Annotated in this window: 12 protein-coding genes; 4 read left to right on the top strand and 8 right to left on the bottom strand. The window is 50.2% G+C overall.

The genetic code is table 11. The features are described 5' to 3' along the window. Nucleotides 1-8: 8 nt before the first annotated feature. Nucleotides 9-842, bottom strand: a complete 834-nt coding sequence (licT, locus tag ACTU3N_RS13130; RefSeq protein WP_443086580.1) for a BglG family transcription antiterminator LicT — start codon at nt 840-842, stop codon at nt 9-11. 799 nt (nt 843-1,641) lie between these two features. After that, nucleotides 1,642-2,586 carry a tRNA dihydrouridine(16) synthase DusC gene (dusC, locus tag ACTU3N_RS13125; RefSeq protein ID WP_443086579.1) on the bottom strand — a complete coding sequence of 315 codons (945 nt, stop codon included), beginning with the start codon at nt 2,584-2,586 and terminating at the stop codon, nt 1,642-1,644. A gap of 235 nt (nt 2,587-2,821) precedes the next feature. Between dusC and ACTU3N_RS13120 the strand changes: the two genes are divergently transcribed. From ACTU3N_RS13120 to sanA, 4 genes are all read left to right on the top strand, one after another. Then, the gene (locus tag ACTU3N_RS13120) at nt 2,822-3,220 is read left to right on the top strand and encodes a CidA/LrgA family protein (RefSeq protein ID WP_443086578.1); all 399 of its coding nucleotides are present in this window, start codon (nt 2,822-2,824) and stop codon (nt 3,218-3,220) included. Next, nucleotides 3,217-3,912, top strand: a complete 696-nt coding sequence (locus ACTU3N_RS13115; protein ID WP_443086577.1) for a CidB/LrgB family autolysis modulator — start codon at nt 3,217-3,219, stop codon at nt 3,910-3,912. Before ACTU3N_RS13120 ends, ACTU3N_RS13115 begins: the two co-directional genes overlap by 4 nt. A gap of 129 nt (nt 3,913-4,041) precedes the next feature. Next, nucleotides 4,042-4,926 (top strand): cytidine deaminase, encoded by an 885-nt coding sequence (gene cdd, locus ACTU3N_RS13110; protein WP_443086576.1) that lies wholly within the window; start codon nt 4,042-4,044, stop codon nt 4,924-4,926. Nucleotides 4,927-5,044: 118 nt separating this feature from the next. Beyond that, nucleotides 5,045-5,764 carry an outer membrane permeability protein SanA gene (sanA, locus tag ACTU3N_RS13105; protein WP_443086575.1) on the top strand — a complete coding sequence of 240 codons (720 nt, stop codon included), beginning with the start codon at nt 5,045-5,047 and terminating at the stop codon, nt 5,762-5,764. A gap of 8 nt (nt 5,765-5,772) precedes the next feature. Here the strand turns inward: sanA and ACTU3N_RS13100 are convergent, their stop codons facing one another. The 6 genes from ACTU3N_RS13100 to yeiB all read right to left on the bottom strand — a co-directional run bounded on the left by ACTU3N_RS13100 (nt 5,773) and on the right by yeiB (nt 12,749). Then, a complete protein-coding gene (locus ACTU3N_RS13100) occupies nt 5,773-6,198 on the bottom strand; it encodes a hypothetical protein (protein ID WP_443086574.1) in 426 nt (141 codons plus the stop codon). 294 nt (nt 6,199-6,492) lie between these two features. Further along, complete coding sequence (mglC, locus tag ACTU3N_RS13095) at nt 6,493-7,503, bottom strand: galactose/methyl galactoside ABC transporter permease MglC (RefSeq protein ID WP_443086573.1); 1,011 nt, start codon at nt 7,501-7,503, stop codon at nt 6,493-6,495. Nucleotides 7,504-7,517: 14 nt separating this feature from the next. Next, nucleotides 7,518-9,038, bottom strand: a complete 1,521-nt coding sequence (gene mglA, locus ACTU3N_RS13090; protein ID WP_443086572.1) for a galactose/methyl galactoside ABC transporter ATP-binding protein MglA — start codon at nt 9,036-9,038, stop codon at nt 7,518-7,520. A 77-nt stretch (nt 9,039-9,115) separates the two neighbouring features. Beyond that, a complete protein-coding gene (mglB, locus tag ACTU3N_RS13085) occupies nt 9,116-10,114 on the bottom strand; it encodes a galactose/glucose ABC transporter substrate-binding protein MglB (protein ID WP_443086571.1) in 999 nt (332 codons plus the stop codon). Between the two features lie 295 nt (nt 10,115-10,409). Then, nucleotides 10,410-11,432 carry an HTH-type transcriptional regulator GalS gene (gene galS, locus ACTU3N_RS13080; protein ID WP_443086570.1) on the bottom strand — a complete coding sequence of 341 codons (1,023 nt, stop codon included), beginning with the start codon at nt 11,430-11,432 and terminating at the stop codon, nt 10,410-10,412. Nucleotides 11,433-11,588: 156 nt separating this feature from the next. Next, entirely contained in the window at nt 11,589-12,749 is a 1,161-nt protein-coding gene (gene yeiB / locus ACTU3N_RS13075; RefSeq protein ID WP_443086569.1) for a DUF418 domain-containing protein YeiB, read from the bottom strand. Between the last annotated feature and the right edge of the window lie 3 nt (nt 12,750-12,752).

Raw genomic sequence — 12,752 nt, 5'->3', positions numbered from 1 at the left:
CTGCTTGCTCAGCGTCGGTCTTTTCTGATGCGCTCAATATGAATGGCGAGAAACATAATTTCTTCGTTAGTCAGTTCACGCTGATACGTCGTTATCAGATGGCGGGCTATTTTTTCTGCACACTTCCACGCCAGGCTGTAATTCTCTTTTACCGCTTTATGCAACACAGGATCGTCATCTTCCACGACCGTGCGGGTGAGTAAGCGCTGTGAAAAAAACTTTAAATGCGTGACGAAACGATGATAGCTCAGCGACTCTTCATCATATTCCTGTTTCAACTGGTACTTCACAATATGCAGGATTTCCTGCATCACTTTCGTGATATCAATCACCTCCGGCATTTCGCTATTAAGTTGGGCCGTCACCAGATGTAATGCAATAAATCCAGCCTCGTCTTCGGGTAATTCAACGCCAAGACGTTTAGCAAGAATTGCACGCGCTTCCTGGCCCAGCTGGAATTCCTTTGGATAAAGCCGCTTTATTTCCCATAACAGAACATTGCGGATAACCGTGCCCTTTTTCATTCGTTCAATGGCTGAATAACAGTGATCGGTTAGCGTAATGTAAAGACTATCCTGTAATTTTCCTAAACGCCCGCTTGCCAGGTTAATAATCCGATCGCAGGCGGTCATGACTTCCAGCGGGATCTGGTTCAAAAGCTCGCTGAGCCTGCGCACCAGTTCATCGCTTTGCAATGAAAAAACTTTTTCGATACGCCGCTTGTCCAGAAAATCTCCTGGGCGTTTCTGAAAAGAGAGTCCTCTGCCCATGACTACCTGTTCGCGATGATATTCATCCAGAACAATGACGACGTTATTATTTAATATTTTGGCGATCTTCATTCCGACCCCGGAAACAAAAAAACCTGACTTCTGACAGTAGCCAGAAAATCAGGTTTAGCCTGCTTACGCAGTAACAATCCACTGGCTCACTCTAATCAGCTTCCCGACTGTATACAATGAGACGGAAAGTAAAACGTGATCGCTATCGCGCAAAACTTGTTGCGCAAGAGCGGGCGAAACCGCCTGAAAAACAGTAACCATCCCGCCTGCCGCAAGGCGTGGCGCGCAAACACCTCATAGCGCCAGGCACGAGATGAAGGCTGGTCATCAGGCCTTGCAACACAATGCTTAGGATGCCCGCGTGCTCATGACCCTTTTCCATTTTGTCTACCACCGCCGATATAGCGGACACCGCACCTGCTGAACTGACCCGCTTTCGTGCCTTTATTTTCATGGTTAAATTCCCTTTCATTTAAGTATCCTTATCCGTTAATGGGTAAATCGCTGCATTCATCTTGCGATGTTGTTTGCGGCAGAAATTTGTTAAGCCGTTTCAGCTATGACATGTTATTTCTATCCTTAGAAATAAAAGCGAAATTATTATCATTTCTCAGTTTCGTTGCTATACATCAGCCATGCTGATTAAATGCTGATATATTTGCGCGTTAAAGAAATATCGTTCATTCGAACAAAAACAACGCATATCTATAATTACGCACCCGCCGATTTAAAATGCAAGAAAAAATCACTTTAACAAATAGCACCCTGGCCAGTATTGATCCAGCTTCTTGTTTTAATGAACTTTGAAAGGTGCGTAAATCAGCGAAGAATATTTATTAATATGATTAAAACATTCACATTAACTATATATCTGTCTGGAAAAAATAGCCGAGGCAATTTCCGCTGACGTTTTATACGTCCTAATTTGGCTGAATAATTCGCTGGCCTCAACGTATTCTTTACGTAAATAACTCAGCCACTGCTTAATGCGCGCCACATGATACATTCCTGTGTCACCCTGTTTTTCCAGCAGGCAATATTTCGCCAAAAGCGTAACCACTTCAGGCCAGGGCATAGGCGGTTCATTATATTTCACCACCCGGCTAAGATTGGGCACATTCAGCGCGCCGCGACCTATCATTACCGCATCGCAACCGGTCATCGCCACGCATGCCTGCGCACTTTGCCAGTCCCAGATTTCACCGTTGGCAATCACCGGGATCGTTAAGCGCTTACGGATCTCGCCAATCGCCTGCCAGTTAATACGCTCCGCTTTATAGCCATCCTCTTTTGTACGCCCATGCACCGTGAGTTCGGTTGCGCCCGCCTGCTGCACTGCGTCGGCTATCTCGAATTGCCGTGCCGGGCTATCCCAGCCAAGGCGAACTTTAACCGTCACCGGGAGATGCGACGGCACCGCTTCACGCATGGCTTTAGCGCCACGGTAAATCAGTTCGGGATCTTTAAGTAAAGTGGCGCCGCCGCCGCTGCCATTCACCAGCTTCGAGGGACACCCGCAGTTGAGATCAACGCCCCATGACCCAAGCGCTACCGCGCGGGCCGCATTTTCTGCCAGCCACTGCGGGTGCTGTCCCAGCAACTGGAGGCGAACAAGCGTGCCGGACGGCGTGCAGCTTTGCCGCTGTAGCTCCGGGCAGATTTTATAAAATGATTTTACCGGCAACAGTTGATCGACCACGCGCAGAAACTCGGTGATACACAAATCATAATCGTTAACCTCGGTCAGCAGCTCGCGCACCAGCGAGTCGAGCACGCCTTCCATTGGTGCCAGTAATACACGCATAAATCGCCCCGGAAAAAATGAGGCGCCATATTAGCGCCTCTCGCCAGGGGAGGAAAGCGCCTTTCTTCGCCCTGGCGGCTACACTGAAGGGAGTGCGAAAGGCAGTGAAAAATCTTGTGAAAATGCATATCGTTCCGCAAAGGAATGTTGGGTATGATCATAAATCATGATGTGATCGGTAGCACGTTTTCGGCTTTAATTGTATGATGAATGCGTTTAGGCAAGGGCTTCAACCATGATTAACACACTGAATATTATCTGGCAGTATCTTCGCGCCTTCGTGCTCATCTATGCCTGTCTGTATGCGGGCATCTTTATTGCTTCACTGCTACCTATCACTATTCCTGGCAGCATTATTGGTATGCTGATTATGTTCGTCCTGCTGTCGCTGCAAATTTTACCCGCCAAATGGGTCAATCCCGGCTGTGTTCTGCTAATCCGCTACATGGCGCTGTTGTTTGTGCCGATTGGCGTAGGGGTAATGCAGTATTACGATCTGCTGCGCGCGCAATTCGGCCCGATTGTTGTTTCATGCGCCATCAGTACGATAGTGGTTTTTCTGGTGGTCAGCTGGAGCAGCCATATTGTGCATGGCGAGCGCAAAATAGCCGGACAAAAGGATAGCAAAAAATGATGTCATACATCTGGTGGTCTTTGCCGCTAACACTGGTGGTTTTTTTTGCTGCACGCAAGCTCGCCGCGCGTTTTAAAATGCCGGTGCTGAACCCGCTGCTAATCGCCATGGTGGTGATTATTCCGCTGCTGTTAATCACCGGGACACCGTACGATCACTATTTTCAGGGCAGCAAAATCCTTAACGATTTGCTGCAACCGGCTGTGGTGGCGCTGGCTTTTCCATTATATGAGCAGTTGCACCAAATTCGCGCACGCTGGAAATCCATTATTACTATCTGTTTTGCCGGTAGCGTGCTGGCGATGATCTCAGGTACCACTGTTGCGCTGCTGATGGGGGCCACGCCTGAAATTGCAGCATCGATTTTACCTAAATCCGTCACCACACCGATTGCGATGGCGGTGAGCGGCAGCCTCGGGGGCATTCCTGCTATTAGCGCGGTCTGCGTGATATTCGTCGGGATACTGGGTGCCGTATTTGGTCACACGGTGCTCAATATGATGCACATTCACACTAAATCAGCCCGCGGGCTGGCGATGGGAACCGCATCGCACGCGCTGGGAACCGCGCGCTGTGCTGAGCTGGATTACCAGGAAGGGGCATTCAGCTCGCTGGCGCTGGTGATCTGCGGCATCATCACGTCACTGATTGCGCCGTTTCTGTTCCCGCTGATCCTTGCACTATTTAGCTGAAACTTGCGATCCGTCGCGCATTTTTCATTTGAGTTTCATAAGTTGCATTTGCAGTGTGATCGAAATCACATATCAGGCTTATCCAGGCCCGTAAACTACGATTCCATTATACGAATATGAGGCAACGCCATGCATTCACGTTTTCACACCGCTTTTTCCGGGCTTGCAGAGAACCTGCAGGCTGCGCTGGCACCTGTGCTGGCAGACGATCGTTTCCCCGCGATGCTAAGCGCAGAGCAGGTAGCGGCCTTGCAAAAGGCAAGCGGACTGGATGATGACGCTCTGGCTTTTGCGTTGCTGCCCATTGCAGCAGCCTGTGCACGTACCAGCCTTTCACACTTTAATGTTGGCGCTATCGCCCGTGGCGTCAGCGGTGCCTGGTATTTCGGTGCCAATATGGAATTCTCTGGCTCCACCATGCAACAAACAGTGCACGCTGAACAGAGCGCCGTGAGCCACGCATGGTTGCGCGGAGAAACATCGCTTTCATCTATTACCGTGAACTACACCCCTTGCGGCCACTGCCGTCAGTTTATGAATGAACTGAATAGCGGCCTGCAACTGCGCATCAATTTGCCGGGGCGCGCACCGCATACGCTGGGCGATTATCTGCCGGATGCCTTTGGCCCTAAAGATTTGGACATTAAAACCCTACTGATGGATGCGCAGGATCATGGTTATCCATTACGTGGAGATAGCTTATCGCAGGCTGCTATTGACGCCGCGAATAAAAGTCATACGCCTTATACGCACTCCCCTTCCGGTGTGGCGATAGCCTGTGCCGATGGGCAGATTTTTAGCGGCAGCTATGCAGAAAACGCCGCGTTTAACCCTACACTGCCGCCATTGCAGGGCGCGCTGAATCTGCTTAACCTCAGCGGTTACGACTTTAGCGATATTGAACGCGTGATGCTGGCCGAGCGTGCTGACGCGCCGTTAACCCAGTGGGATGCAACGGCCGCAACGGTGCGTGCGCTCGGTTGTCAGAATATAGAGCGCATTGCGCTGGCCTGATAAACCTGCAGGTTCACGCCCGCAGTGAAGAAAAAGCCTGCAATCAAGCGTCCGTTTCTTGCGCTTGCCGTGCGGGTAAAGTAGCCTGAGTAAAATTTTCTTGTACCGGGTCTTTTGCATGATAAAGCGTATGCTATACAGCCTGTTAGTCCTGATCGGCTTACTGCTGTTGGCTACGCTTGGGCTCGATCGCTGGATGAGCTGGAAAACGGCGCCCTATATCTATGATGACTTACAGGATCTTCCCTGGCGTCAGGTAGGCGTCGTGCTCGGCACGGCAAAATATTACCGCACCGGCGTGATTAACCAGTACTATCGCTACCGTATTCAGGGCGCGCTGAATGCCTATAACAGCGGCAAAGTGAATTACCTGCTGCTGAGCGGCGACAATGCGCTGCAAAGCTACAATGAACCGGTGACGATGCGCAAAGACCTGATAGCCGGCGGCGTCGATCCGGCGGATATCGTGCTCGACTATGCCGGTTTTCGCACGCTGGATTCGATCGTGCGCACCCGCAAAGTCTTTGACACCAATGATTTTATTATTATCACCCAGCGCTTTCACTGCGAGCGTGCGCTGTTTATCGCGCAGCATATGGGCATCCAGGCCCAGTGTTATGCCGTCCCCTCCCCCAAAGATATGTGGAGCGTACGTCTGCGTGAAATTGGCGCTCGCCTGGGCGCAATAGCGGATCTTTATATCTTTAAACGCGAGCCGCGTTTTCTCGGCCCGCTGGTACCGATCCCGGCGTTGCAGGAAGTACCGGAGAATACCCAGGCGTACCCGGCAGTAACCGCCGAGCAGCTCATTGATATACAAAAGAAAGGGAAAAATTAAGCCCGCGCTTAATATGCAGAGATATGGCGGTGGATACTTTTTACCGGGCGAATCAGCGTAAAGTTGCGCTCCATAAAGGTGCGGTTATCAAAAACGGTACGCGTGCCCACATCAAGTGTCCATGAACCATTCAGGGCGTTAAAGGGTAAAACTAACTCGCCGTCCGGCGTATCCACCAGGTAATCTCCCGACTTCAGATACCCGGCGCTACATTGAACGCGTGGCGGTACGCTATTTTGCAAACGAAACTCAATTTTGCGAAAGCCCGTCGGAACGACGCAAAAGTAGAAGTATGGCAACTCCGTAACGTTAATATCGCCCGGTGCGGCGATCACTTCTCCATCACGCAATAATTCAACACCCCTGAGCGTGAAACTGCCGTGGTTTGTTTTGTCATGCGGTAGGTTATCAACCTTAAAATACACAAAATTCATAGCTGCCCCTGAGCTGTGGTGCGATATATCACAGATTCATCTTTTCAAGCGTAAGTAGCGACGGGACGGAAGGCTTTCAGAATTCCCTTAATTCCTTAATAAGGAATAACAAGGACAACGCTTTAATTTGAAAAGATTGCGCGCAGATTCGCGCGTTACTATAAAGATAAAATGTCAATAATCTAGTTCTTGCAAACTTTTTTCACTATTTAAAAACCTTTTCTTGCCCACATGCGCTAAAAAAATAGCAAAAAAAAGCCCGCTATGCGAGCGGGCTTTTCTGTCAGAAGACAATCATTTTTTACGCGCGTACTTCAGCGAGTCAAGCGCCACCGCAAAAATGATAATCCCGCCCTTAATAATGTACTGCCAGTACGGGTTAATACCGATATAGGTCAGACCATAGTTGATAACCGTAAAGATAATGACCCCGGTCACGACGCCCAGTACGGTGCCGACACCGCCGCTAAATGAGACACCGCCCACCACGCAGGCAGCAATAGCGTCCAGCTCATACATAAAGCCGAGGTTATTGGTGGCAGAGCCGATACGCCCGGCTTCAAGCAGGCCGCCGAAGGCGTAGAACACCCCGGAGAGGGCATAAATCATCAGCAGATTAAGCGCAACGTTTACACCGGAGACTTTTGCGGCTTCCGGGTTGCCCCCGATGGCGAAAATATTTTTTCCAAAACGAGTTTTGTTCCACAGTACCCAGACAAACGCCACGGCAATCAGCGCATAGAAAGTGATATACGACAGACGGAAGCTACCCATCGCGACAAAGCCTTGCGCAAAGGTCGAGAAGCCGCTGTCAAAGCCTGAAATCGGCGATGCACCGACAAAGTCGTAATAGAGCGAGTTGATCCCATAAACGATTATCATGGTGCCCAGCGTGGTGATAAACGGCGTCACATTCAGGTAAGCAATCACGATACCGTTGACAAGGCCAATGATGGCACCAATCGCACAGACAATAAGGATCACCACAGGGATCGGCATCGTTGCCATTTCCGGAAAGACTTTGTTGGCGTTTTCCATTGATTGCAGCAATGTGGCGGCCACCACCGCAGCAAGGCCAACCTGACGTCCGGCGGACAAGTCAGTGCCCTGGGTGACGATTAACCCTGCCACACCCAGTGCTATAATAATACGTACCGATGATTGGGTAAGAATATTACTTAAGTTCAGTAAACTTAAAAAAGTCGGGTCCTGGAAAATAATAATGGCCAATAACACTAAAAGAACAACGTAAATTCCGCCATCTTTCAGGTAAGTGAGAAAAGTTTTTTTATTTAACGCACTCATAGAAGCCCCTGATATTAAAGGTGCAAAGACGCAAGACGCAGAATTTCGTTTTGCGTTGTCGTTTTGGTATCCACAATTCCGGAAACGAGGCCATTGCTCATCACCAGAATACGGTCAGTGATGCCTAACAACTCAGGCATTTCAGAGGAAATAATAATAATTCCCTTATTCTTTTTCGCCAGTTCGGCAATCAGCTGATAAATTTCAAATTTTGCCCCAACATCAATACCACGGGTCGGCTCATCGAGCATTAGAATTTCCGGCTGGGTTAATAACCAACGGCCAATGACCACTTTTTGCTGATTACCACCGGAGAGTGAGCCAATTTGTGTATGGTGCCCGGGTGTTTTTACCCGCATAGAATCGATAACCCACTGGGTATCACTCTTCATCCGGCTATTATCGAGCAGCCCCACTTTATTTTTATAGTTGCGAATATTGGATATCAGGGAATTAAAGCCAATATCAAGGTAGGCGTAAATACCCGTGGAGCGACGCTCCTCGGTCACCAGCGCAAAACCATTATTAATGGCTTCGTTGGCGGAGTGGTTATTAATCGTTTTTCCGTGCAGTTTAATCGTACCGGCAGATTTTTCACGGATGCCAAATAACGTTTCGACGATATCGGTGCGTTTCGCTCCGACCAGCCCGGCGATGCCCAGAATTTCACCTTTACGTAAATCAAAGGAGACATCGCGAATAGACGGCTGGCGCAGTGAAGTCAGATTACGCACTTCAAGAATGGTCTCGCCCGGCACGTTTTGCTTGTCCGGGAAGCGCTGGTTGAGTGAACGACCAACCATCATCGCGATGATCTTGTCCATATCCAGCCCTTCCAGCGGCTGTGTTGCAATCCACTGACCGTCGCGTAAAACGGTTATCTCATCACATAGCTGGAATATCTCTTCCATTTTATGCGAGATATAAACAATACCGCAGCCCCGCTCTTTCAGCTTACGGATAATTTTAAACAGATGATTTACCTCTTTTTCGGTCAGCGAAGAGGTGGGTTCATCCATAATGACAATTTTAGCATCATAGGAGAACGCTTTGGCTATTTCAATCATCTGCATTTGCGACACAGATAATGTACCGACGCGCGCGCGCGGATCGATATCAATATCCAGCTCGTCAAATATCGCTTTGGTATCGCGGTACATTCTGTCCTGATCGACAAACATACCTTTGGTCGGATAACGCCCCAGCCACATATTATCCATTACGGATCTTTGCAGCACCAGGTTTAATTCCTGATGGACCATCGAAATACCATTTTCCAGAGCTTCTTTCGCCGAATGGTAATCGATCTCTTTTCCCTGAAAAAGAATACTGCCAGAATCTTTTTGATAGATCCCAAAAAGACATTTTAATAATGTCGATTTACCCGCACCGTTCTCCCCCATCAATGCATGAATAGAGTGAGGACGAACTTTTAAATTAACATTATCGAGTGCCTTGACGCCCGGGAAAGACTTATTGATATTGGTCATTTCCAACAAGAATTCACCCGACGACTGAGTAGTATCGCTGCTCATAATTATACCTTGTTGACCCGGTATATTGTTTTATAAGGGCGCAACAGTCGTTGCGCCCAATGAGAAAATAACGTCAATTATTTACCCGTGAACTGAGACAGATTGTCTTTATCTACGCCGACATAAGGAATACGAACCACTTTGTTTTCGATTTTCCAGTCGGTGCCGTCAGCTGCGCCTTTACCATCGGCAAGGTTTTTCGCCAAATCAAAGCTCGCTTTCGCCTGGTTATTAGCGTCATTCAGAACGGTACCTGCCATTGCGCCAGACTTAACCAGCGCCAGTGCTTCTGGCAGCGCATCGACGCCAAACACCGGAATGGAGGTTTTGTTATGGGCTTTCAGAGCTTCGACCGCGCCCATTGCCATCGCGTCATTGTTGGCGATAACCACTTCAATTTTGTTCGCATTCGGGCCGGAGAGCCAGGCGTCCATTTTATCTTTCGCCTGAGCGGTATCCCACATGGCGGTGTCTAAAGCCAGCTGCTGGGTTTTGATCCCTTTAGCATTCAGCTCCTTAATAACATAAGAAGTACGGGCTTCCGCATCCGGGTGGCCCGGCTCGCCTTTGAGCAGGACAAACTGAATCTGACCATCTTTGTTCAGATCCCAGCCTGAGTTGGCTGCCCAGTGTTTAGCGATAAGATCGCCCTGAATAACACCGGATTCTTTAGAATCTGTACCGACATAATAGGCCTTGTCGTAGCTATCCAGCGCCTTACGTGAAGGCTCTTTGTTGAAAAAGACGACCGGCACATTCTGGCCGCGTGCTTTTTCAATGACCGTACCGGCAGCGGCAGGGTCAACCAGGTTGATCGCCAGTGCCTTGACACCTTTTGCCAGCAACACGTCAATCTGATCGTTCTGCTTGGACTGGTCGTTCTGCGAGTCGTTCATCAGCAACTGTACGTCCGGTGCGGCTTTGGCATCTCTTTCAATGGCCTTGCGCACAACAGACATAAAGTTGTCGTCATATTTATAGATAGTTACACCAATACGGGTATCTGCTGCGTGCGCGGCGGCGCCAAAAAGCATGCTGGCCATAACAGCAGAAAGAGTTAAAACCTTCTTATTCATGGTATCTCCGGTTTTTTTATATGCAGGGCAGTACTGGAATAATAATCGGCGGGCTGTATGTTAAAAAGAGGTTACAACAGGCCGAAGTTTACTCGAAAAAAATCCTTTCTTCCGTGTTGGTAACGCTCCACAAATTCGCTTTATCCGATGCTTTAAGCGCATTACCCGTTTATATAACGAATAATTGCTGTTACATCATGTTTCAGCTACTAAAACGCTGACATCATAGTCAGCGCCTTGTTAAGATACTGTGAATTTACTCACAGATTGAAAGCGGTTACATCGCCCAATGTAATCAGTTAGTGATCGGAACCACAGTTTGCCGCATGCTTACTGAATGGCGGCGTACCAGCGTGGGCATAAAGCAGTGCTCAGCCAGCGGATCAAGCTTGCCGCTGGCCCCCTGTAAGGCCAGTTCAGTCGCCAGGCGCGCCATCGACACCACCGGGTAGCGCACGGTAGTAAGCTGGGGATCGGTGTAACGCGCAATCGGGATATCATCAAAACCTATCAGAGACAAATGCTGCGGCACGGCAATACCGTTATCTTTGAGGGCGGCAAGCGCTCCCGCAGCCATGCTGTCGTTATAGGCAAACACGGCGGTGAGATGCAGATTGCGCCCCAGCAATTCCACCATTGCCGCCTCTCCGCCCTGCATATCCGGCGAGCCTGTCCCCACCCAGCTCTCCGCAGCAGCAATGCCCTGTTCTTCCAGCGCGCGAAACCAGCCGCTGCGTCGCATATCGTTATCTTCAATACGATGGCTGGATGCCAGGTAACCAATGCGCTGGTGACCGTGATTTAACAGCATGCGCGTCGCCATCATCGCCCCGCTGATATTATCCAGGCACACACAGCGGTGCGCGTAACCGGGAACCAGGCGGTTAATCAGCACCATGCCGGGGATCTGCTCCATAAAACCGGCTAATTCTTCATCACTGAGCGCTTTTGAATGGACAATCAACGCGTTACAGCGCTGACGAATAAGGACTTCAATCGCGTGGCGCTCTTTTTCTGCTTCATGATAACTGTTACCGATAAGCACATATTTTTGGTGCTGTTGGGCAACTGTATCGACAGCTTTTACCAGCGCGCCGAAAAAGGCGTCGGACACATCCATGACCACAACACCAATGGTATCGCTGATTTGGGTGGCCAGCGCCTGGGCGTTCGCGTTAGGGCGATAGCCAAGCTGGGCAACGGATTTCATCACCGTTTCACGCGTTTCCTGGCTTACCAACGCGCTGTTGTTGAGCACGCGGGATACCGTGGCTACGGAAACCCCCGCCTGGCGGGCAACGTCACGAATGGTGATCATTTTTTACCAACCTTTTCTCTGTTGCGGCAGTACACAGTCACCCCCGGTCAAAGTTAAGGAGGCTATTCTGGCAGTCGGGAGGGATTTGCTACGTGAGAGGCATCACACCGATGGAAACGGTTACATCCAATTTGTTAATGATTGTGATCCAGATCGTTATCTGGATGTTCGGGCTAACGGGACGCCGGAGGCACGGGCGGTTAATTTGCGCCACAGCCACTCCAGCGGCCCCTGGCGAAAGTGTTTTAACCACAGCACGGAGAAAAGGAGATTGATAGCCCAGACCGGCGGAACAAACGCCAGCAATTGCAGGCGATCGAATTGCATAAATAAGTGGAAGTGATAAAACAGCGTGGTGCAAATCAGCGTTTGCAGCAGATAGTTACTCAGTGCCATGCGCCCCACGCAGGCAATAGCATTAACCAGCCTGCTTTGATAGATCTGCGGCCAGAATCCCCAGGCCAGCGCAGCGTAACCCAGCGTTTGCAGCGGCGCGCCCAGTTCACGCGGTGCCTGCAGAATAAAAGCACACCAGCGATACGACCAGCCCAGCTGCCACTGGGCAATGATCCCCGGTAAATTTATCACCATGCCGAGCACAATGAGCAGCGCACCGACACGGCGATAATGCCGGGGAGTGAACTGCCCTTTCAGCCAGCCGCTGCGCATCAGCGCCGCGCCAAGCAGCATCAGCCCGGCCAGTTGCCAGCCATATTGCGCGCCCAGCGCCAGCAGGCCATTTGACAACAAATCCGCGCGGTTACGCACCGCTTCCATAAGGCCTGCGCGGGTCTTCCACCAGGCCTCATATTGCAGGTTTGCCGCATCCGGCACCCAGGAATTATTCGGTGTGTTGACGGAGATGAAACCGAGCAGCAGCAGTACGGCAATGCCCATCAGATAAAGCACGACGCCGGTGTTGAATAACGTTTTCACCGATGTCGCATCGCGCACCATACGCCAGGCTATCAACCCCACCAGACCATAAGCCAGCAGAATATCGCCATCCCAGAAAAAGAGGCCGTGAATGAACCCCAGCAGCACCAGCAGCGTCAGGCGCGTCTGGATCCATCGCTTGCCGCGCGGAAGCAGCATATGCAGACCGGCACCAAACAAAATGGCAAACAGCGAGAGGAATTTGACCTGCGCGAAGAGGTCGAGCAGCGCCCAGGTCCAGGCATCACTACGGGTGATGTCACCGTACCAGGCGGGGTTGAGGTAACCGGCTTTCGGCAAGCCGAAGCCATAAATATTCAGGAGCAGAATACCCAGAATTGCGATGCCACGAACAAAATCCAGCGTGACATTTCTTTCCATGTA

This window comes from Vagococcus sp. WN89Y (assembly GCF_052220145.1).
GTDB lineage: Bacteria > Pseudomonadota > Gammaproteobacteria > Enterobacterales > Enterobacteriaceae > Kosakonia.
This window is presented reverse-complemented; position numbering and strand designations above follow the sequence as displayed.

What these genes read in the sequence shown, in the direction of transcription:
- licT (WP_443086580.1), bottom strand. Translation starts at nt 842, where the DNA reads ATGAAGATCGCCAAAATATTAAATAATAACGTCGTCATTGTTCTGGAT.
- mglB (WP_443086571.1), bottom strand. Translation starts at nt 10,114, where the DNA reads ATGAATAAGAAGGTTTTAACTCTTTCTGCTGTTATGGCCAGCATGCTT.
- mglA (WP_443086572.1), bottom strand. Translation starts at nt 9,038, where the DNA reads ATGAGCAGCGATACTACTCAGTCGTCGGGTGAATTCTTGTTGGAAATG.
- cdd (WP_443086576.1), top strand. Translation starts at nt 4,042, where the DNA reads ATGCATTCACGTTTTCACACCGCTTTTTCCGGGCTTGCAGAGAACCTG.
- ACTU3N_RS13120 (WP_443086578.1), top strand. Translation starts at nt 2,822, where the DNA reads ATGATTAACACACTGAATATTATCTGGCAGTATCTTCGCGCCTTCGTG.
- ACTU3N_RS13115 (WP_443086577.1), top strand. Translation starts at nt 3,217, where the DNA reads ATGATGTCATACATCTGGTGGTCTTTGCCGCTAACACTGGTGGTTTTT.
- mglC (WP_443086573.1), bottom strand. Translation starts at nt 7,503, where the DNA reads ATGAGTGCGTTAAATAAAAAAACTTTTCTCACTTACCTGAAAGATGGC.
- yeiB (WP_443086569.1), bottom strand. Translation starts at nt 12,749, where the DNA reads ATGGAAAGAAATGTCACGCTGGATTTTGTTCGTGGCATCGCAATTCTG.
- sanA (WP_443086575.1), top strand. Translation starts at nt 5,045, where the DNA reads ATGATAAAGCGTATGCTATACAGCCTGTTAGTCCTGATCGGCTTACTG.
- dusC (WP_443086579.1), bottom strand. Translation starts at nt 2,586, where the DNA reads ATGCGTGTATTACTGGCACCAATGGAAGGCGTGCTCGACTCGCTGGTG.
- galS (WP_443086570.1), bottom strand. Translation starts at nt 11,432, where the DNA reads ATGATCACCATTCGTGACGTTGCCCGCCAGGCGGGGGTTTCCGTAGCC.
- ACTU3N_RS13100 (WP_443086574.1), bottom strand. Translation starts at nt 6,198, where the DNA reads ATGAATTTTGTGTATTTTAAGGTTGATAACCTACCGCATGACAAAACA.